At 64.6% G+C, this 18,932-nt stretch carries 17 protein-coding genes; 9 read left to right on the top strand and 8 right to left on the bottom strand.

Annotated features, from left to right (window positions below):
- Positions 1 to 4 precede the first annotated feature (4 nt).
- Genes flgA through flgF form a run of 3 tightly spaced genes read right to left on the bottom strand, consistent with a single transcriptional unit; the run spans position 5 to position 2,630 of the window.
- Positions 5 to 1,057 (bottom strand): flagellar basal body P-ring formation chaperone FlgA, encoded by a 1,053-nt coding sequence (flgA, locus tag JQ628_RS22470; protein WP_212225431.1) that lies wholly within the window; start codon positions 1,055 to 1,057, stop codon positions 5 to 7.
- A 9-nt stretch (positions 1,058 to 1,066) separates the two neighbouring features.
- Positions 1,067 to 1,855 carry a flagellar basal-body rod protein FlgG gene (gene flgG / locus JQ628_RS22475; protein ID WP_212225432.1) on the bottom strand — a complete coding sequence of 263 codons (789 nt, stop codon included), beginning with the start codon at positions 1,853 to 1,855 and terminating at the stop codon, positions 1,067 to 1,069.
- Between the two features lie 16 nt (positions 1,856 to 1,871).
- Positions 1,872 to 2,630, bottom strand: coding sequence for a flagellar basal-body rod protein FlgF (gene flgF, locus JQ628_RS22480; RefSeq protein WP_212225433.1), 759 nt, complete (start codon positions 2,628 to 2,630; stop codon positions 1,872 to 1,874).
- A gap of 433 nt (positions 2,631 to 3,063) precedes the next feature.
- On the opposite strand from flgF, the gene fliL reads away from it, so the two are divergent.
- The 6 genes from fliL (at position 3,064) to JQ628_RS22510 (ending at position 10,093) form a co-directional block, all read left to right on the top strand.
- Positions 3,064 to 3,567, top strand: a complete 504-nt coding sequence (fliL, locus tag JQ628_RS22485; RefSeq protein WP_212225434.1) for a flagellar basal body-associated protein FliL — start codon at positions 3,064 to 3,066, stop codon at positions 3,565 to 3,567.
- A gap of 19 nt (positions 3,568 to 3,586) precedes the next feature.
- On the top strand, positions 3,587 to 4,795 hold the full coding sequence (gene fliM, locus JQ628_RS22490; protein WP_212225435.1) for a flagellar motor switch protein FliM: 1,209 nt from the start codon (positions 3,587 to 3,589) through the stop codon (positions 4,793 to 4,795).
- The gene (locus tag JQ628_RS22495) at positions 4,792 to 5,241 is read left to right on the top strand and encodes a DUF6468 domain-containing protein (protein ID WP_212225436.1); all 450 of its coding nucleotides are present in this window, start codon (positions 4,792 to 4,794) and stop codon (positions 5,239 to 5,241) included. Before fliM ends, JQ628_RS22495 begins: the two co-directional genes overlap by 4 nt.
- Positions 5,238 to 6,008 carry a MotE family protein gene (locus tag JQ628_RS22500; RefSeq protein ID WP_212225438.1) on the top strand — a complete coding sequence of 257 codons (771 nt, stop codon included), beginning with the start codon at positions 5,238 to 5,240 and terminating at the stop codon, positions 6,006 to 6,008. The genes JQ628_RS22495 and JQ628_RS22500 overlap by 4 nt, the downstream gene beginning before the upstream one ends.
- A 118-nt stretch (positions 6,009 to 6,126) precedes the next feature.
- Entirely contained in the window at positions 6,127 to 9,771 is a 3,645-nt protein-coding gene (locus JQ628_RS22505) for a tetratricopeptide repeat protein (RefSeq protein WP_212225439.1), read from the top strand.
- Between the two features lie 85 nt (positions 9,772 to 9,856).
- Entirely contained in the window at positions 9,857 to 10,093 is a 237-nt protein-coding gene (locus tag JQ628_RS22510) for a hypothetical protein (RefSeq protein WP_212225440.1), read from the top strand.
- Between the two features lie 143 nt (positions 10,094 to 10,236).
- Here JQ628_RS22510 and JQ628_RS22515 read toward each other — a convergent pair whose 3' ends face one another.
- Positions 10,237 to 11,763: a DHA2 family efflux MFS transporter permease subunit gene (locus JQ628_RS22515; RefSeq protein WP_212225441.1), complete on the bottom strand. Its 1,527-nt coding sequence runs from the start codon at positions 11,761 to 11,763 to the stop codon at positions 10,237 to 10,239.
- Between the two features lie 91 nt (positions 11,764 to 11,854).
- Here JQ628_RS22515 and JQ628_RS22520 point away from each other — a divergent pair, with 91 nt between their 5' ends.
- Entirely contained in the window at positions 11,855 to 12,373 is a 519-nt protein-coding gene (locus JQ628_RS22520; RefSeq protein WP_212225442.1) for a MarR family winged helix-turn-helix transcriptional regulator, read from the top strand.
- Positions 12,370 to 13,446, top strand: coding sequence for an HlyD family secretion protein (locus tag JQ628_RS22525; protein WP_212225443.1), 1,077 nt, complete (start codon positions 12,370 to 12,372; stop codon positions 13,444 to 13,446). The genes JQ628_RS22520 and JQ628_RS22525 overlap by 4 nt, the downstream gene beginning before the upstream one ends.
- 193 nt (positions 13,447 to 13,639) lie before the next feature.
- Here the strand turns inward: JQ628_RS22525 and JQ628_RS22530 are convergent, their stop codons facing one another.
- The 4 genes from JQ628_RS22530 to JQ628_RS22545 all read right to left on the bottom strand — a co-directional run bounded on the left by JQ628_RS22530 (position 13,640) and on the right by JQ628_RS22545 (position 17,904).
- On the bottom strand, positions 13,640 to 14,740 hold the full coding sequence (locus JQ628_RS22530) for an ABC transporter ATP-binding protein (RefSeq protein WP_212225444.1): 1,101 nt from the start codon (positions 14,738 to 14,740) through the stop codon (positions 13,640 to 13,642).
- A 73-nt stretch (positions 14,741 to 14,813) separates the two neighbouring features.
- The gene (locus JQ628_RS22535) at positions 14,814 to 16,094 is read right to left on the bottom strand and encodes an extracellular solute-binding protein (protein WP_212225445.1); all 1,281 of its coding nucleotides are present in this window, start codon (positions 16,092 to 16,094) and stop codon (positions 14,814 to 14,816) included.
- A gap of 75 nt (positions 16,095 to 16,169) precedes the next feature.
- Positions 16,170 to 17,006, bottom strand: a complete 837-nt coding sequence (locus JQ628_RS22540; RefSeq protein ID WP_212225446.1) for a carbohydrate ABC transporter permease — start codon at positions 17,004 to 17,006, stop codon at positions 16,170 to 16,172.
- A gap of 4 nt (positions 17,007 to 17,010) precedes the next feature.
- The gene (locus tag JQ628_RS22545; protein WP_249128251.1) at positions 17,011 to 17,904 is read right to left on the bottom strand and encodes a carbohydrate ABC transporter permease; all 894 of its coding nucleotides are present in this window, start codon (positions 17,902 to 17,904) and stop codon (positions 17,011 to 17,013) included.
- Positions 17,905 to 18,129: 225 nt separating this feature from the next.
- Between JQ628_RS22545 and JQ628_RS22550 the strand changes: the two genes are divergently transcribed.
- Positions 18,130 to 18,927: an AraC family transcriptional regulator gene (locus tag JQ628_RS22550; protein ID WP_212225448.1), complete on the top strand. Its 798-nt coding sequence runs from the start codon at positions 18,130 to 18,132 to the stop codon at positions 18,925 to 18,927.
- Positions 18,928 to 18,932: the final 5 nt, after the last annotated feature.

Genomic DNA, 18,932 nt, shown 5'->3' on the forward strand with positions numbered 1-18,932 from the left:
ACCATTACTCGGTTTTGGCCGCGCCTTGCGAGGCGGCGTTGGCGACGGATACGGGAGCGGCGGGCGCCGCGTTGAGGGAGGAAGTCTCGGTTTGGCGCTGCGGCGTCACTGAAATCGCGACCTGGCCGCGCCCGATCACGACACCGGTCACCGTGCGCTTGGATTGCAGGTTCATCACGCTGACGACGTCGCCTTCGGCGCCGCTTTCCAGCGCCTTGCCGCGGATGGTGAGATAGATGTTGGCTGTCTCGTAGATCAGCGTGACGGCCTGCTCGCGCTGCACGAGGTCGGGTTTGGCCAGGTCGGCGGACTTGATCGCCTGGCCCGCGCGCAACACCCGCCGCGCCTGCATGCCGAGCGCGCTGTCGCGGCTTATGGCATCGTGGCCGACTTCCGCCTTCGGCCGGCGCTCGATCACGATATCGGAAGCCTTGATGATGTCGTTGCGCTCGATGCCGCGCGTCAGCACCGCGGCCTCGACCGTCTCGATCGCGGTGCCGGAGAACCGGAATTTTGCCGGGGCAAGGCCGGCCTCGTTTGCGATTTCGAGCGTGACGTCAAAGCGGTTGTTTCGCGGGTCGTAGCGCACCGCGAGCGGGCGCAGATCGCCGCTGTGGGCGGCATCCAGCCTGATCTCGCCGGGATCGCGGTCGAAAGTGAGCGACAGATTGGCAGCCTCCCCAAGGCCGTTCTTGCGCTCCAGCGCGCGGGCCACCGCGGTCTGGATTTCGTTGCCGTCGAGCGTGCGGGCGAGGCGCGTCACCGAGATCTCGCGCAGGCCCTTTGTGTTGACGCCGATCACCTGATGCGCGCTGAGCGCGGTGAGCACCTGCGCCACCGGCAGCGTGCCGGTGGTGCCGAGATCCGGGGCGCGGTAGATCGCGATCTGGCCCGCGGCGCCGGCATTGTCGATGACATCGCCGATCCGCACCAGATCGGAAGCGACCGTGACATTGGCGCGCAGCACGGGCGTGGCGAGGATGTCGTCGCGGGTTTGCGCCGACGCTGATGTGGCGGTGAACAGGGCGGCGGCGATGAGGAGCGAGCGGGCGATCATGGCAAAACCTCAGCGGAACATGCCGGCGGTGGATTGCAGCATCTGGTCGGTGGCCGAGATCACCTTGGCGTTCATCTCGTAGGCGCGCTGGGCGGCGATCAGATCGGAGATTTCGCTGACCACTTCGACATTGGCCTGCTCGAGGTTGGCCTGCTGCATATCGCCAAGGCCGTCGGTGTTGGCGATGCCGTCCTGCGGCGCGCCGGAGGCGGGCGTATCCGTGAACAGATTGTCGCCGATCGGCTTCAGGCCGGCCTTGTTGATGAATCGCGTCAGCCCGATCTGGCCAATCTGGGTAGGCGTGGTCGATCCCGGCAGCACCACCGTCACCTGGCCCTGCGCGTTGATGGTCAGGCCCGACGAGTTTTGCGGAATGGTGATAGTCGGCTGCACCGGGTTGCCCTGCGAAGTGACGATGCGGCCCTGCGCGTCCATCTGGAACGAGCCGTCGCGGGTGTACGTGTAGGTGCCGTCGGTCATCTGGATCTTGAAAAAGCCCTCGCCGCGGATGGCGATGTCGAGCTCGTTGCCGGTCGGCGACAGCGTGCCTTGCGTCATCAGGCGCGGCGTGCCGACGGTCTTCACGCCGCCGCCGATGTCGACGCCGACGGGCAGGATGGTGCCCTGGTCCGAGGCCTGCGCGCCGACGCGGCGGACGTGGTCGTAGATCAGGTCCTGGAACGCGGCACGCTGCTTCTTGTAGCCGGTGGTGCGCAGGTTCGCGATGTTGTTGGAGATCACCTGAACGTTGAGTTCCTGTGCCGCCATTCCGGTCGCAGCGGTGTAGAGCGCGCGCATGAGTCAAACTCCTCTATCAGGCCGGCACTTCGGCGAGCTTGTCGATCGCCGAACGGTGGAGGTCGTGTTGCTGTTGCAAGAGCGTAGCGATGTGCGAGTAGGTGCGGTTCACCTCGATCAGGCGGCTCATCTCCAGCACCGAATTGACGTTGGACTTTTCGACAAAGCCCTGGCGCACCACCGAGGTGGTGTCCGCCACGCCGGCGCCGCCGGAATAGAGGTTGGAGCCTTCCTTGGTAAGCGCCTGCGGGTTGGCGAACCTCACGATCCGCAGCTTGCCGCGCACCGAGTCGGTGCGGGCGGTGCCCTCCAGCACGGTGACATTGCCGTCCTGGGCGATGGTGATCTGCTTGTCGGTCTGCTGGAACTGGATCGGGCCGCCGCTGCCGAGCACAGGATAGCCGGACGCATTCACGAGCTGGCCTTGATTGTTGATCTGGAACGAGCCGTCGCGAGTGTAGCGCTCGCCCTGCGGGGTCTGCACCACGAAAAAGCCGCTGCCGTCGATCGCAACGTCGAGCGGGTTCTTGGTCGGCTCGAGCGCTCCTTGCGCATAGTCGCGGAAGGTGGCGCGGTCCATCACATGGCTGATGCGGCGGTCGCGGCCGGCCATGAAATTGTCTTCGCGCGCGCCATCCGCCAGATATTCCTGGAACAGCGAGCGGTCGGCCTTGAAGCCGTTGGTGTTCACGTTGGCGACGTTGTTGGCGATGACATCCATCTGCCGTTCCAGCGTCACTTGCCGCGATAGTCCGATGAGAAGCGTATTCTGCACCGGCAAATCTCCCCTGATGTCGCCCGCGCGGGGTCGGTTCTCCCAAACCTCTCCTTGCGGACTTGTCTGAACGCTTTCGGCTCTCCCAAACGTCAAGCGCTCACGGCTCTCTCAGCGAAAGCCGTGCCAAGTCATAAAAGCTAGTAATGTTAATTGGTTAGCCGTTCAGCGGGGGTGCAAGTCGGGCGGCAGAAAGGTCTTGTTGACCATGTTTGCCCGGCAGTTTTTTCCTAGTTGGTGCTCAAAAGAAAGATTCCATTAACCATTGCTACCCTAGCGTCACCATCGAGATGAGGGCGCGTGTGCGCCGGCGGCATTGGTATCGCGTCGGGGGCTGGTGAGATCGCGTTCGTTCGCTAGGGCATGATCCGGAAAAGTGGGGACCGGTTTTCCGGAAGGATCATGCCCAAACAGATAGAGCGGTGAACGGGCGATGGCTGAGAATGAAGGGGAAGGCGGCGCCGCGGCTGAAGGCGCAGAGGCCGCACCCGCCAAGAAGGGCAAGCTGAAGCTGATCATCGCCGTGGTGGGATTTCTCACCTTGGTCGGCGGCGGCGTGGGCGCATATCTCTTCCTGATGAAGGGCCACGGCGATGAGAAGCACGCCGAAGCGGCGCCTTCCACCAAGCCGCCGGCATTCGTCGAAGTGCCGGAGATGCTGGTCAACCTCGTCGGGCTGCCGGGCGAGCGCGTGCAGTATCTCAAGGTCCGGATCGTGCTCGAGGTGAAGGAAGAAAAGCTGGCCGAGGCGATCAAGCCGACCATGCCGCGCGTCACCGACATCTTTCAGACCTACATGCGCGAATTGCGCGCCGGCGACCTCAACGGCTCGGCCGGCCTGTTCCGCCTGAAGGAGGAACTGACCCGCCGGGTCAACCTCGCGGTGGCGCCGAACCAGGTCAACGCCGTGCTGTTCAAGGAAATCGTGATCCAGTGAGAAAGCGGATTTTCAGCTGATGGCCGGCAACGACCAGATGGATCAAGACGCGATTGCGGCCCAATGGGAAGCATCGCTCGGTCAGGAGGATCCCGCGGAGGCCGAAAAGGCCGCGGCCGCCAATGAGATCTCCGGCACCATGGCGCTGCAATGGGCCGCCATGGTGGAAGACGGCGGCCGTGAGTTCGGCACCGGCAAGAGCACCAACAGCGGCGAGCGGGTGCTCTCGCAGGAAGAGATCGACAATCTGCTCGGCTTCACCGCCGGCGACGTCAATCTCGACGATCATTCCGGCATCCGCGCCATCATCGATTCGGCGATGGTGTCCTACGAGCGTCTGCCGATGCTCGAAATCGTCTTCGACCGCCTAGTGCGGCTGATGACGACGTCGTTGCGCAACTTCACCTCCGACAACGTCGAAGTCTCGCTCGACCGCATCACCTCGGTGCGTTTCGGCGATTACATGAATTCGATCCCGCTGCCGGCGGTGCTCTGCGTGTTCAAGGCGGAGGAGTGGGAGAACTTTGGCCTCGCCACCGTCGATTCCAGCCTGATCTATTCCATCATCGACGTGCTGCTCGGCGGTCGCCGCGGCCAGACCTCGCTGCGCATCGAAGGCCGGCCCTATACGACGATCGAAACCAATCTGGTGAAGCGGCTGATCGAGGTCGTGCTGTCGGACGCCGAGCAAGCGTTCCGGCCGCTGTCGCCGGTCACCTTCACCATCGACCGCCTGGAAACCAATCCGCGCTTTGCCGCGATCTCGCGGCCCGCCAACGCCGCGATCCTGGTGCGCTTGCGCATCGACATGGAAGAGCGCGGCGGCAATATCGAATTGCTGCTGCCTTATGCGACCATCGAACCGATCCGCAACGTGCTGTTGCAGATGTTCATGGGCGAAAAATTCGGCCGTGATCCGATCTGGGAAGGCCATTTTGCCACCGAGGTGGCGCAGGCCGAGATTTCCGTCGATGCGGTGCTGTATGAGGCCGACATCCCCTTAAAGCAGCTCATGAAGCTGAAGGTCGGCGATACGCTGCCGCTGGAGATGCGCGCCGATGCACTGGTCACCGTCCGCTGCGGCAACGTCACGCTGACGGAAGGGCGGATGGGCCGGGTAGGGGACCGCGTCGCGATCCGCGTCACCAAGCAGTTGCGCAAGCCGAACACGACCTTTGCGATGTTCGAGAAGGCCGATGAACAGACCAAGATGATGGAGGCACAATGAACCATTCCCTTGGACTCATGATCGAGAGCCTGGTGGCCATCCTGCTGATGGTCACCGTCGGCTATTGCATCGTGCTGAACAAGCGCCTGCAACGGCTGAAAGCGGATGAGCACTCGCTGAAAGCAACCATCGCCGAACTGATCACCGCGACCGAAATCGCCGAGCGCGCGATCGGCGGGCTCAAGCACACCGTGCGCGACGTCAACGAGCATCTCGGCAGCCAGCTCACCGCGGCAACGCAGATGTCGGCGCATCTGAAGAACCAGCTCGCCGAGGGCGACGGCGTGATCCGCCGCCTGTCGAAGATCGCGAGCGCCGCGCGGCCGGCGGCACCGGCGCCATCGGCGCCCGAGCCGGAGACGCCGCAGATCTCGTCGGCCAAGGCGGTCGCCGCCGCGGCGCAGGCTTTTTCCGAGCGCAGAAGGGCTAACGGCCTCGCCGCATGAAATCGCTTCGTGACATCCGCGTCATCCCGGTCGTGCTGGTCGCCGTCTGCGGCCTGGCGGTGCTGAAGATCGCCGGCCTCGTGCTCGAGGGCGGCTACGTCTTCGACTACAACCCGGGCGCGGCAAAACCGTCCTGGGCGCAGGACCAGATCAATTTTCCGGGTGCGCCCAAGGCCGATGCGGCCGATGTCACGGGCTCGGTGCATGGCGCGCCGAAGGAGCCGCCAAAACCGGCCGCGCCGGCGAGCGAGCCGCCGAAGCCGGATGGCGTCGTGGTCTATCCCGACCAGACGCCGCAGGTCTCGGCCTCGGAGCGCGCGATCCTGGAACGGTTGCAGGCCCGGCGGCAGGAGCTCGAGGCGCGCGCCCGCGAGATCGAGATCCGCGAGAGCCTGCTCAAATCGGCGGAAAAGCGCATCGAAGGCAAGGTCGAGGAATTGAAGGCCGTGGAGGCGCGGATTGCGACCGCCAGCGGCGCCAAGAGCGAGGCCGACGCGGCGCGCTTCAAGGGCATCGTCACGATGTATGAGGGCATGAAGCCGAAGGACGCCGCAAAAGTGTTCGACCGGCTGGAGATGGCCGTGCTGTACGAGATCGCTTCGCAAATCGCGCCGCGAAAGATGTCCGACATCCTCGGGCTAATGCAGCCGGAAGCGGCCGAGCGGCTGACGGTCGAGCTGGCGCGCCGGGCCGGCAACGACAAGGCGGGCACCTCAGCGGAACTGCCCAAGATCGAGGGCAAGATGCTGGCGCCGAAGCCGAACTAGGATGCCAGTTTACCGGCATATTTAATGAGACGTTAAGCCCGCCAATTCTAGAGTCTTCTCATGGGGCGAAACGCGTTTCTCCCCCGACAAGATGGTTGAAGCCGAAAGACCCGCTGGAATGGCGCTTGGGGCTGCCGCTGGATTTTGCTCGCTGGGCCGCGCCTTGGCGCGGATCGCGCGCGGCTGGCCAAAGCGGGCCGCGTGTCTCGCCGCCGGCCTGACGCTGTTGGCGGCGCCGGCGTATGGGCAAGCCGATCCGGTCAGGGGGGAAGCTACGCTGTCGGCGGCCGGCGGTTTTGCGCGGCTCACCATCAGGCTTGCCGAGGATATCGATTCACAGGTGACGGCGGCGGGCTCCATCATCGTGATACGCTTCAAGCGGCCGGTGGCGATTCCGGTCGGACGGCTCTCCGACGCGGTGCCCGACTACATTTCATCCGCGCGTGCCGATCCCGACGGAGGCGCGATCCGGCTGTCGCTGGCGCGAAAGGTCACCATCAACACCATGACGGCGGGCGAACGTGTGTTCGTCGATTTCCTGCCCGACAACTGGAACGGTCCGCCGCCCGGCCTGCCGCAGGAAGTGGTGCGCGAATTGTCCGATCGGGCGCGCGCGGCCGAACGCGCGCTTCGCCAGCAAAGGGCCGACGCGGAGGCCAAGAAGCGCCCGCCTGTGCGGGTGCGCGCCTCGGTGCAGCCGACCTTCGTCCGCTTCGTGTTCGAGATGCCCGACGGCGTCGGCGTCTCCTCGGTGCTCAACGATCAGAAGCTGACGCTGCTGTTCAACGCCCCGCTGACCTTCGACCTTGCCGATGCAAAAGTGGCGGCGCCGCCGAACGTCGCAACGATCAACCAGAAGATCGAGGGCGCTACCTCGACGATCGAAGCCGAACTGATCGGCGATGTCGACGTGCATTCGTTCCGCGAGGAAAAGAACTACGTCGTCGACGTCGCATTCCAGTCGGAAAAGCCGCAGGTCGGCGCGCCGCAGGCGGCCGCGCCAGCCGCGCCGGCGCCGGCCGCACCTGTTGTACCTGGCGTGCCGGTAGCCCCGGCGCCGGCCCCGCAGGCCGCAGCTCCCGCGGACGAAGTGACGCCGCCGACGTCGGAAACCATTGCGCAGCAGGCCAGGATCGAGATCAGGCCGGAGACGGCGGCGAAAGCCCTGCCACTGCCACCGCCGCTCGCCTCCCAATTGAAAGAGACTCCGGCCGCGACAGAAGGCTCAAAACCGGCGCCGCAGCCCGTGCCCGAACCAATCGCCGAAACGCAAAAGCCGGCCGCGAGTGAAACCTCCGCGGACGCTGCCAGCGGCGACAAATCGGCGAGCCTGGTGGCGCGGCGTGACGCCGACGGCTTGCGGCTGACCATCTCCTTTGCGCAGGCAACGCCCGCCGCGATGTTCCGCCGCGCCGATGCGGTATGGCTGGTGTTCGACTCCAATAAGCCGCTCGATGTCGAGCCGATTCGCGCCAAGGGCGGCGCGCTGATCGGCGACGTCAACCGGCTGGACCTGCCACAGGGGCAGGCGATCCGCGTTCGTCTCAACCGTCCGCAAATCCCTTCGCTCACCGGCAGCGATGCCGGCAACGAATGGACGGTGACCTTCGCCGATACGATGCAGGCGCCGCCGCAGCCCTTGATGGCGATCCGCAACATCACCGACCCCGCGCTCGCCAATGTCACCGTACCACTGGCAAAGCCCGGCCTGATGCACCGCTTCATCGATCCGGATGCCGGCGATGCCCTGATGGTGGTGACCGCGCCGCTGCCGATCCGCGGCTTCATCAAGCGGCAGGATTTCGTCGAGCTGTCGCTGCTGGAATCGATCCATGGCGTCGCCGTTCATCCGAATTCGGACGACGTCAAGGCCGAGATCGCAACCGACAAGATTCTGCTCGGCCGTCCCGGCGGACTGACATTGTCGTCGGCGGACGTTGCGGCCGAGCGCGCCAATCTCGCGGTGCGGCCGATTTTCGACATCAGCGAATGGAAGGCCAACCAGGCCGGGAATTTCCTGGCGCGCGAGGGCGAGTTGATCAGGGCAGCCGGCATGGTGGCGCCCGACCAGCGCGCGCAGGCGCGGCTCGACCTTGCCCGCTTCTACATGGCGCGCGGCCTCTATCCGGAAGCCAAGGGCGTCGCCGATCTCGTGCTGTCTGAGGTCAAGCCCGGTTATGAGGAATCCGCCGCGCTGATGCTGCGCGCGGTCGCGAGCCTCCTGATCGGCCGCCCGGAGCAGGCATTGAAGGATTTCGCCAATCCCGTCATCGGCAACAATTACGACACGCAGTTGTGGCGGGCGCTGGCGGCGGCACGCCAGGGCAAATGGGCGGAAGCGCGCGAAAAATTCAAGAACGTCGAATTCGCGATCGCATCCTTGCCCGTGGAATTGCAGCGCATCGTGCTGACGGAAGCGATGCGCGCCTCGCTGGAGGTGAAGGATTATTCCGGCGCCGCGCGGCGCCGCAGCGATCTCGATGTCGTCATCGTCACGCCGGAGATGAAGCCCTCGATCGCGATCCTGCGCGGCCGGCTGGCCGAGGCGCTCGGCCACGACCGCGATGCGCAGAGCGATTACCGGATCGCGATGCGTTCCTCCGACCGCGCGGCGGTCTCCGAAGGCAAGCTGCTCGACCTCGTCCTGCGGCAGAAGCGCGAGGAGATCAGCCAGGTTGATCTGTTGCGCGACCTCGAAACGCTGTCGATGACCTGGCGCGGCGGTCCGATCGAGCTGAGGGCGCTGGAAATGATGGCCCGCATCTATGCCGATACCGGCCGCTATAACGAGGCGCTGACGGCCGTGCGCACCGCGACGCGGCTCGATCCCAATTCGGAAGTCTCGCGCCAGGGGCAGGACATGGCGGCGGCGCTGTTCGCCCAGCTTTTCCTCAGCCCGAAAGGCGAGGACCTGCCGCCGATCGAGGCGCTCGGGATGTTCTTCGAATTTCGCGACCTGACTCCGATTGGGCGGCGCGGTGACGAGATGATCCGCCGCCTTGCCGACCGGCTGGTATCGGTCGACCTGCTCGATCAGGCGGCCGAGCTGTTGCAGTACCAGGTCGACAAGCGCCTCGAAGGCGCGGCGCGCGCGCAAGTGGCCGCGCGTCTTGCCATGGTGTACCTGGCCCATCGCAAACCCGACCGCGCCATCGCCGCGCTGCGCTCGACCCGCATCGCCGACCTCTCCGGCGAATTGCGTCAGCAGCGCCTGCTGCTGGAGGCGCGCGCGCAAAGCGACGTCGGCCGCCACGATCTCGGCCTCGACATCATCTCGAACCTCTCGGGGCGTGAGGCGATCCGCCTGCGTTCGGACATCTACTGGGCCTCGCGCAAATGGCGGGAGTCGGCCGAGCAGATCGAACTCTATTATGCCGACCGCTGGCGCGACTTCAAACCGCTCAATCCGGTGGAGAAGGGCGACGTGATCCGCGCCGTGGTCGGCTATGCGCTCGCCGACGATGCGATCGGGCTGGCGCGCTTCCGGGAAAAATATGCGCCGCTGATGAGCGGCGAAGCCGACCGCTTTGCGTTCGAGACCGCGAGCACGCCGGGCGCGGTCACCAGCGCCGAATTCGCCCAGATCGCCAAGATGGCGGCCAGCGTCGATACGCTCGACGGTTTCCTGCGCGAGATGAAGACACGCTTCCCCGATGCCACCGCGCGCGCCCCGCTGCCGCCGGAACTGGTCAGGGGGGAGCCGGTCCACACCGGTTCCTTGCCCGAGATCGTCGGGCTGAAGCAGGTAGCGCCCCGGCGCTAATTGCCGCGCGGCGCTCCCCTCGACAGACGCGCACCAACACGGCAACCTGCGGTTCAATCAAACCGCCGGGGGGGACGCCGTCATCATGAGCAAGCCTGTCAAGACCGAAGCCGAGCTGATTGAAATGGCGCGAGCCGAGCTCAAGGCCCACCTTGACTGTCCTGACGGCATCAACATATCGGTGCTGCGCGACGGCGACGGTTGGGAGTTCCGCGCTCAGGCAGAGGAAGCGACGATCGCGAAACCCGGCTATCCCGAGTGCGTCTCGATGCTGGTGCAGATCGGGGATCATCTCAGCAAGCAGTATGATGTGAAGGGGTAGCGCGGCCACCGCCCTCCCGCGAAAGACACCACTCTCTCCGCGTCATTGCGAGGAGCGGAAGCGACGAAGCAATCCATTCTTTCCTTGGTGGGACGAAGATGGATTGCTTCGCTTTGCTCGCAATGACGGGGAGAGGAGGTGCGTCACGCCGCCCTGCGGCCTCGCACGAACAGCGCGAACACCAAAGCGAGGCCCGAGGCGACCGTGTACATCATGAAGGCGTTGAGGTAGCCGATCATGGTGGCCTGGCGGGTGATTTCCCTGGCGATCCTCGCAAGGCCTGTGACGCTGTCGAAGGTCCAGCCGCCGGTGACGCCCGGCATCGTCAGCGAGCGGTTATAGGGCGAGATCATCTCGGTCATGCGGCTGTAGTTCGCCGCCGTGGTGCGCACGATCTCGGCGATCGACAGCGAGATGAAGAAACTCGATCCGATGTTGCGCAGGAGATGGAAGATCGCGGACGCTTCCGCGTAATGCCTTGCGTCCAGCGTGCCGAAGGCCACCGCCGTGATCGGCACCCAGACCACGCCGACCGCAAAGCCCTGGATGGCGCTGTTGGCGAGCAAAATCTCCATCGTCACGTTGAGGTCGAAGGTCAGCATCCAGATTCCGGCGGCGGTTTGCAGGCCGAAGCCGAACGCCATGCTGAGGCGCGGGTCGATCCGGCTCATGAAGCCGGCGGTCATGAAGCCGACCAGCATGCCGACGCCGCGGCATCCGATCACCTCGCCGACCAGCATGTCCGGAAAGCCGGCCTGCTGCTGGAGGAGAGGGGGGAGCAGCACCATCGGCGTAAAATTCAGCATGCCGTAGATCGTCACCAGCGCCAGCCCGATCGCATAGTTGCGGTCGCGCATCAGTTTCAGGTTCACGAACGGCTCGCGCGCGCCAAGGCTGTGCACGATGAAGATGTAGAAGGCGATGGCCGCGATCAGGCTCTCGATCACGATCTCCGGTGAATCGAACCAGTCGAGCCGGACGCCGCGCGCCAGCACGAGCTGAACGGCCGCCAGCGCCGTGGCGAGCGCGATGAATCCGGTCCAGTCGAAACGAACTCTTGTGAGCCGATTATCCGGCGGCAGCGTCAGCGCCATGCCGATGGTGGAAGCAATGCCGATCGGCACCAGCATGTAGAACGACCAGCGCCAGCTATACATCTCCGCGAGGTAGCCGCCGAACACCGGGCCGAAGGCGGGCGCAACCGCCACCGCCATGCCGAAGACCGACATCACCATCGTATGCTGCCGGCGCGGAAAGGTGTCGAACAGGATCGACTGTGACAGCGGCACGACCGGCGCGCCGGCGCCGCCCTGCAAAATGCGCCACAGCACCAGCATTTCCAGCGACTGCGCCATGCCGCACAGCATCGTCGCGGCGGTGAAGATCGCGATCGACCAGATCATGACGCGCTTGGTGCCGAAGCGTGACACCAGCCAGCCCGTCATCGGGGTGACGACGGCAGTCGCCAGGATGTTGAAGGTCATCACCCAGGCGATCTCGTCCTGGGTTGCCGACAGCGCGCCCTGCATCTGCGGCAGAATGGTTGACGTGGTGAGCAGCGCTGTCCCGTACAGCGAGGAGCCGAGCACCACCGTCGTCAGCGTCAGATAGCGCTGGGCCGGGGAGATCGCCGAGGGGTGCTCCTCAACCGCTGTTGTCGTTGAACTCAAGGCGATATCCCTTGATCGACGGGTAGATAATAACCTAGCTTACCAATAATAATAACCTAGCTTACCAATCGGGCCGGAAACAACCGGGGCCATGCCCAATACCGAAGAATATATTGGCGTCGTAATTTCAGATGTGGCGCGGCTGCTGCGCACGGCGTTCGACCGCCGCGTCCGCCGTCTCGGCATCACGCGCGCGCAATGGCTGGTGCTGACCCGTCTGCACCGCCGCCCGGGCGCTTCGCTTTCCGAACTCGCCGAAATGATGGAAGTGGAAAAAGCGACCGCCGGGCGCATGATCGACCGGCTGGTCGCCAATGGCTGGGTCGAGCGCCGCACCGCGCGCGATGATCGCCGCGTCAAGCGGGTCTACCTGACGGCGGACGCCGAGCGGGTGCACAAGCGCATCTGGCGCGTGGCGGAAGAGACGGTCGATGCGGCGCTGGGCGATCTTGCTGCACGGGAGCGCAAGCAACTGATGGCTTTGCTGCAACGCATCAAGACGACCCTGGTGTCGGGCGATGGTATCGACGCTGCGGCAAGCCAGAAGCGCGCCCTGAACGGGCCGAGCCGGCACAACGGCAAGGCGCATAACGGCAGGGCCGCGCCATGAGCAAGCGGATGCAGCGGCTGGCGCTGATCGGCGTGCCCGTGCTGGTCGTTGTGGGCGCGCTGTTGTTCTGGCTGTCGGGCGGCCGCCACATCTCGACCGAAAACGCCTTCGTGAAGGCTGACATCGCCCAGATCGCCAGCGAAGTGCCGGGACGTATCATGGAGCTCAATATCCGGGATCATTCGGCCGTCACCGCGGGCGACGTGCTGGTACGGCTTGATCCGGCGACCTATCGGCTCGCACTGGCGAAAGCGGAAGCCGAGGTCGATTCCGCGCGTTCCTCGGTCGAGATGGTCAAGGCGAATTTGCGCGAGGTGAGGGCCGAAGCAAAGGAAGCCGAGAACAAGCTGGAATATCTGCGGACCCAGGCAAGGCGCCAGCGCGAATTGTCAGGGCGCGGTGTGGCCTCGGTCGCAAGGCTGGAGCAGGTCACCAGCGAAGAGCAGGAAGGCGAGGACAAGCTTGCCGTCCTGCACCAGCGCATCGCACGCATGGAGGCCGCGCTTGGCGGAAAGCCCGACCGGCCGACGGATGCGTTCGCGGCCGTGCGCGAAAAGATCGCGGTGCGCGACCGCGCCGCGCTCGATCTCGCCTACACCGAGATCAAGGCGCCGAAGTCGGGCGTCGTGGTGAATTTCAAGTTGCAGCTCGGCGAGCAGGTCAAGCCGCAGACGCCGCTGTTCGCCTTGGTGACCGACCGGCGGCCGTGGCTGGAGGCCAATTTCAAGGAGACCGAGCTCACGCATGTGACCGTGGGCCAGAAGGCAAAGGTCGTGCTCGACATGCATCCTGACATCACCTGGGATGCCGAGGTCGAGAGCATCAGCCCAGCCACCGGCGCCGAGTTCGCGGTGCTGCCGCCGCAGAACGCTTCCGGCAATTGGGTGAAAATCGTGCAGCGCCTGCCGGTGCGGCTACGGCTGATCGAGCAGCCGGGCGAGCCGCCCTTGCGCGCCGGCATGACCGCCTATGTCAGCATCGACACAAGGCGCACGCGGCAGCTATCGAGCCTGTTCGGCGGCGGGCCGGCAGTCGCTGCAAACCCGGCGCCCGACGCTGCGAAGGTGAAGTAAGAGGACTAACGTCCTCCTCCGTCATTGCGAGCCAACGGGTCGCGCGAACGCGCGCCCGATGACAGGCTCCGCGAAGCAATCCAGCTTTGCTGCAACAAGGAAGCTGGATTGCTTCGTCGCTCCAGCGCAAAATTGCTTCGCAATTTTGTCGCGGGCTCCTCGCAATGACGGAGGAGAGCACGGTGCCACCCGGTCACGCCGAAATCGGCAGCTCGGTCTCCGGATCGAAGAAGTGCAGGCGGCCCGGCTGGACCGACAGGCGCACCTGATCGCCGCGCGCGATCTTCGTTTCCGCCGGCACGCGCGCGGCCGTGATGCTGGTATTGCCGACCAGCGTCTCGAGCAGGATTTCCGAGCCGAGCTGTTCGACGACTTCGACACCGGCATCGAATCCCATGCCCGGGGCGCCGTCGCCGAGCATCAGATGCTCTGGCCGCACGCCCATGATGACGCGGTCGCCGTTGCGTACGGCGAGGGCGCGCGCGTTGGCGTCGCTCACCGTCAGTTTTATTCCCCAGGCCTCGACCGATGTCACGCCGGATGGGCTCACGGCGACGGCAACATCGATGAAATTCATGGCGGGCGCGCCGATGAACCCGGCGACGAACTTGTTGGCGGGTTTTCCGTAGACCTGCAGCGGCGTGCCGATCTGCTGGATGCGGCCGTCGCGCATGATCACGACACGGTCGCCCAAGGTCATGGCCTCGACCTGGTCATGCGTGACGAACACCGAAGTGGTCGGGATTTCCGCATGCAGCCGCTTGATCTCGATGCGCATCTGCGCGCGCAGCTTGGCATCGAGGTTCGACAGCGGCTCGTCGAACAGGAATACCTGCGGATTGCGCACGATGCAGCGGCCGAGCGCGACGCGCTGCTGCTGGCCGCCCGAGAGTTGCTTCGGCTTGCGCTGCAGCAGCTCGTGCAGGCCGAGCATGCCGGCGGCGCGGTCGATCGCCGCCCTGATGTCGGCTTCCGGCGTCTTCTTGTTGCGCAGGCCGAAGGCGAGATTGTCGTAGACGGAGAGGTGCTGATAGAGCGCGTAGTTCTGGAACACCATCGCCACGTCGCGGTCGCGCGGCGGCAGGTGGTTCACGATCCTGCCGCCGATCCGGATGTCGCCGCTGGAGATATCCTCCAGCCCCGCGATCATCCGCAGCGTCGTCGATTTTCCGCAGCCGGACGGGCCGACCAGGGCCACGAATTCCTTGTCGGCAATCGCAAGATCGACGTCTTTGACGGCGTGGTACACCGACCCGTAATGCTTGTTGAGTTTCTCAAGCGTGATCGCAGCCATGTCCCCGCCGTCACTGAACTGTCGACTCGAAAGAAAAGCCCGCCACGGCGCGTGCGGCGGGCTTTCGTTATTATTATTGCGCGGCCTTGCTGACCAGCGGCGCGCCCTCGGCCAGCACCTTCGGAATATCCTCGCGCTTGCCGGTGACGGCCTTGGTGACGGTGTCGTTGAAGGCCTTGTGCACGGCGGGCCATTGCGGGAAGTAATAGGCGCCGCGCACCTTGTCGGGTGAATCGAGCACCGCTTCCTTCAGCAGCTTCATGAACGGATCCTGTTCGGCGATCTTCGGCCAGAACTGCGTATTGGGCGGCGGCGCACCCGTCGCCTTGAACATCTTCACCTGGCCTTCCTCATCCAGCATCATCGCATTCAGCATCTGCTTGGCGAGCTTCTTGCGCTCCTCCGGGATGGACTTCGGAATCGCCCAGCCCCAGATATCGTCCCAGCCGAACGGCTTTGTGCGGTTGGGGCCGAGCGGGAAACGCGCCGCAGCAATCTTGCCGGCGACCTTCGACTTGTTGGGATCGTTGAACTGGCCCCACCACAGCGTGTCGGCGACGGTGAAGGCGGCATCGCCCGCCATGAAGATGGCGTTGGCCTCGTTGCGGTCATAGGCGGGCATGCCGCGCGGCGCGATCTTGTGGGTGTTGATCGCGTCCCACCAGTATTCGACCGTCTGCTGCATGCAGGGATCGGTCATGCCGGACTTCCAGCCGGCAGCCGCGAGCTTGGCATTGTCGCGCTCGTAGAAGGGCTGTAGCACGTCGCAATTGTTGCCCCACATCGACCAGAACCAGCTGAACCAGGAATGGTTCATCGACATGCCGCCGACATAGCCGAACTTCACCTTGCCGTCGGCCTGCAGCTTCTTGCTGACGGTCACGAGCTGTTCCAGCGTCTTCGGCACTTCCTCCGGCTTTACGAGGTCGGAGCGGTAGAAGAACACGCTGAAGGTCTGGCCCATCGGCACGACGGTGTTCTTGCCGTCCTTGTTGCCGAACACGATCTTGTCCATGCCCCACTTCTCGGCGAACTTGTTGGCATCGACGTCGTCGGTCGGCTCCAGCAGATGCGCCCAGGTCTGGCCCCAGTCGTCATTGTGCCAGATCACGTCGTACTGGTCGGAGTTGGAGGTCAGCGAGGCCGTCATCTTCTCGACATAGACGCCGTAGGAGTTCGGCACCTTGACGATCTTGACGCCGTTCTTGGCGCCCCAGGCCTCGAACATTGCGATCGAGGCATCCTGGATCGGGCTCGGCTGGTAGCCGATCCGCAATTCCTTCACCTGCGCCTGGGCTGTGGTGATCGTCATCGCGGCCGCCGCCGCTATCGCCCATCTTGCCATTCCCTGCATTGGCACTTCCTCCTCGTTATTGTCGTTGTGTTGTTACTTCCGCTTCGTCTTCTCTCTTGGTTAGATATCTCTTGGTTAGATACGCAAACCCTGGATCACATATTTCTGCCCGAACAGCGCGATCAGGAAGGCCGGCAGCAGCGCCATCACGGCGGTCGCCGCCATCAGGTTCCAGTGCAGCCCCATTTCCGTGACGAACTGCGCCATCACCACCGTGATCACGGGCACGCGGTTGCCGGTCAGGATCAGCGCGAACAGGAATTCGTTCCAGGTGAACAGCCAGCACAGCACCGCAAGCGCCGAGATCGCGGGCAGGGCGGAGGGGATGGCGACGCGGATGAAGGCGCCCCAGCGGCTACAGCCGTCGATCATCGCGGCATATTCCATCGAAGGATCGATGCCGTCGAAAAAGCCCTTCATCAGCCAGGAGAAGAAGCAGATGTGCACGGCGATATGGGGCAACAGCAGCCCGACATAGGTGTCGTAGATGCCCCAGCTCTGCACCACGAAGTAGAGCGGCAGCACCCAGGAGATGTAGGGCACGCAGCGGAAGATGTAGATGGTGCCGAACCACATCCGCGAGGCGGGCCCGGTGAAGCGCGACAGCATGTAGCCGCTCGACACCGTCACCAGCAGCGAGAAGATGGTTGCCAGCGTCGAGATGACGGCGCTGTTGATGAAGGCTTCGACGATGCGCTCCTGGCTCAACACTTCCTTGAAATTGCCAAGGGTGAATTCGGTACCGCGATGGACGTAATAAACGCCGGATTCCGGCCGCAGCGAGGTCAGGATCAGCCACAGCACCGGGAAGGCGAACGCAAAGCAGATGAAGGTGAGCGCGAGCGCAAAGAATGTCTTGCGGCTCCAGTTCGGCAGGCCGGGCAGGAATTGCGGGCGGGTCACCATCGGCATGGCGTCAGGCCTTTGCGATGCGGTCGACGAGGCGGTACATCGCCACGCCGAGCACGAGGATGATCAGGCCGCCGATGATCGCCGCCGCCGAGCCGCGGCCGAGATCGAGATTGAGGAAGGCCAGAACGTACGCATAAAGGCTGAACAGTTCGGTCGAACGGCCGGGCCCGCCGCCGGTCAGCGTCCACACGATGTCGAAGGTGCGGAAGGCGTCGATGGCGCGGATCACCACGCACACCACGATCACCGGCCGCAGCATCGGCAGGGTGAGGTAGCGGAACACGCGCCAGGTCGAGGTGCCGTCGATCGCGGCGGCCTCGAACGGTTCCTTCGGCAGGCTTTGCAGCCCCGAGAGCAGCAGCAGCGTGAACCACGGCGTCCACAGCCAGATGTCGGTGAGCAGGATAATGCAGAAGGCGCTCCAGCGTTGCACCAGCCACGGCTGGCCTTCGAGGCCGATCGCCTCCAGCACGACATTGGCGATGCCGAACTGGTCGTTGAAGATCCAGCGGATCATGATCGCGGCGACGACCGGCGCCACCATCAGCGGCACCAGCAGGATCGTCTGCACCAGCTTTTGCCCGGGGAAGGGCCGGTTGAGCAGCAGCGCGAGCGCAAGGCCCGTGACCAGCGCGCCGGCCACGCTCACGACCATGAAGATGAAGGTGTTGGGCAGCACGACGTAAAGGAACGCCGGATCGGATATCACGGCGTGATAATGGTCGAGCCCGACCCAGGTCTTCTTGGGATTATAGAGCGCCCAGTCGCGAAAGCTGGCATTGGCCCCGATCACGATCGGCACCACCTGGAACAGCAGCATCAACAGCGCGGCGGGCGCGATCAGCAACAGCACGAACCGCTGTTGCTCGCCGAACATGGGACGCCGCGATGCCGACAAGCCCGTTTTCCGCCTGTTTATTGGGCCGTCACAATTCTCGCGCCCGGTCAGATCGGCCGCGCGGTCGGACGTGCCAGAAGCCTCACTCCGTCGTGATTATGGGCGGGGCGTCGCGGCCTAGTCAATCCGCCTCGTGTCGCATGGCATAATCGAACCAAGACTCGTTCGCGGATGCATTGTAGAATGGATTCCATCGAGGGTTGACGAAGGTCCGGAGAGTCCGCGATGGATGTCAGACGAGCGCTACCGCATCCCGCGCTTCGCGGCATCGTCCGTTCGTTCGGCGAACGGCGCGCAAGCCTGGGATCGGCCGTGCTCACCTGGCCGCTGCCGGCGCGCCCGCACCAGATCATCGATATCTACCTGGCCGAACCGTTCAAACTCCGCATCGACGATGGCGCGCTGCAAATCGCGCCGGAAACCGTCGTCGTTGGGCCGCAGGGAGCCCGGCGCATCCAGCTCTACATGCCCAAGGAGATTCATCTCTTCAACATTCACTTCCAGCCTGCCGGACTCAATCGGCTGGTTGGGATCGACATGACATTGCTCGTCAACGAAGGTATCGCGGCGCGCGACATCCTCGGCAGGCATGCAGCACGGCTGGACGATGCCATCCGTTTGGCGCCGGACTTTGCCGCTCGCGTCGCGGCGGCGGAGCGGTGGGTCGGCGGGCTGTTGCGCGACAATTCGAAGGACGCGATCGATGCAGGCTCCCGGCTGTTGATGGCGACCGGCGGGCGTGCCCGGATCGATGCGATCGTCGAACGGTCCGGCCTGAGCGCCCGGCAATTCCAGCGCCGGTTCTCGCTACAGATCGGGCTGTCGCCAAAACTCTACGCGCGCACGATCCGCTTCGATGCGGCGCTGTCCGCGCACCGGCGGGAGCCGGCAAAATCCTGGACCAGGATCGTCCACGAGGCCGGCTATTTCGATCAGGCCCATTTCGTCCGCGAATGCCGCGCTTTGGTGGGTATGGCCCCGAGCGAGTTGATCGGCGACTGGGACAACGTCTTTTCCCTGTAGATGTC

Origin of the sequence: Bradyrhizobium lablabi (assembly GCF_018129385.1) — a bacterium.
Classification (GTDB): Bacteria; Pseudomonadota; Alphaproteobacteria; order Rhizobiales; family Xanthobacteraceae; genus Bradyrhizobium; species Bradyrhizobium lablabi_C.

Excerpts from the sequence above, each read along its gene's own strand:
- JQ628_RS22535 (WP_212225445.1), bottom strand. The coding sequence starts at position 16,094 with ATGCAGGGAATGGCAAGATGGGCGATAGCGGCGGCGGCCGCGATGACG.
- JQ628_RS22520 (WP_212225442.1), top strand. The coding sequence starts at position 11,855 with ATGCCCAATACCGAAGAATATATTGGCGTCGTAATTTCAGATGTGGCG.
- flgG (WP_212225432.1), bottom strand. The coding sequence starts at position 1,855 with ATGCGCGCGCTCTACACCGCTGCGACCGGAATGGCGGCACAGGAACTC.
- fliL (WP_212225434.1), top strand. The coding sequence starts at position 3,064 with ATGGCTGAGAATGAAGGGGAAGGCGGCGCCGCGGCTGAAGGCGCAGAG.
- flgA (WP_212225431.1), bottom strand. The coding sequence starts at position 1,057 with ATGATCGCCCGCTCGCTCCTCATCGCCGCCGCCCTGTTCACCGCCACA.
- JQ628_RS22530 (WP_212225444.1), bottom strand. The coding sequence starts at position 14,740 with ATGGCTGCGATCACGCTTGAGAAACTCAACAAGCATTACGGGTCGGTG.
- JQ628_RS22500 (WP_212225438.1), top strand. The coding sequence starts at position 5,238 with ATGAAATCGCTTCGTGACATCCGCGTCATCCCGGTCGTGCTGGTCGCC.
- JQ628_RS22525 (WP_212225443.1), top strand. The coding sequence starts at position 12,370 with ATGAGCAAGCGGATGCAGCGGCTGGCGCTGATCGGCGTGCCCGTGCTG.
- fliM (WP_212225435.1), top strand. The coding sequence starts at position 3,587 with ATGGCCGGCAACGACCAGATGGATCAAGACGCGATTGCGGCCCAATGG.
- JQ628_RS22510 (WP_212225440.1), top strand. The coding sequence starts at position 9,857 with ATGAGCAAGCCTGTCAAGACCGAAGCCGAGCTGATTGAAATGGCGCGA.
- JQ628_RS22550 (WP_212225448.1), top strand. The coding sequence starts at position 18,130 with ATGGATGTCAGACGAGCGCTACCGCATCCCGCGCTTCGCGGCATCGTC.
- JQ628_RS22505 (WP_212225439.1), top strand. The coding sequence starts at position 6,127 with ATGGCGCTTGGGGCTGCCGCTGGATTTTGCTCGCTGGGCCGCGCCTTG.
- JQ628_RS22495 (WP_212225436.1), top strand. The coding sequence starts at position 4,792 with ATGAACCATTCCCTTGGACTCATGATCGAGAGCCTGGTGGCCATCCTG.
- JQ628_RS22540 (WP_212225446.1), bottom strand. The coding sequence starts at position 17,006 with ATGCCGATGGTGACCCGCCCGCAATTCCTGCCCGGCCTGCCGAACTGG.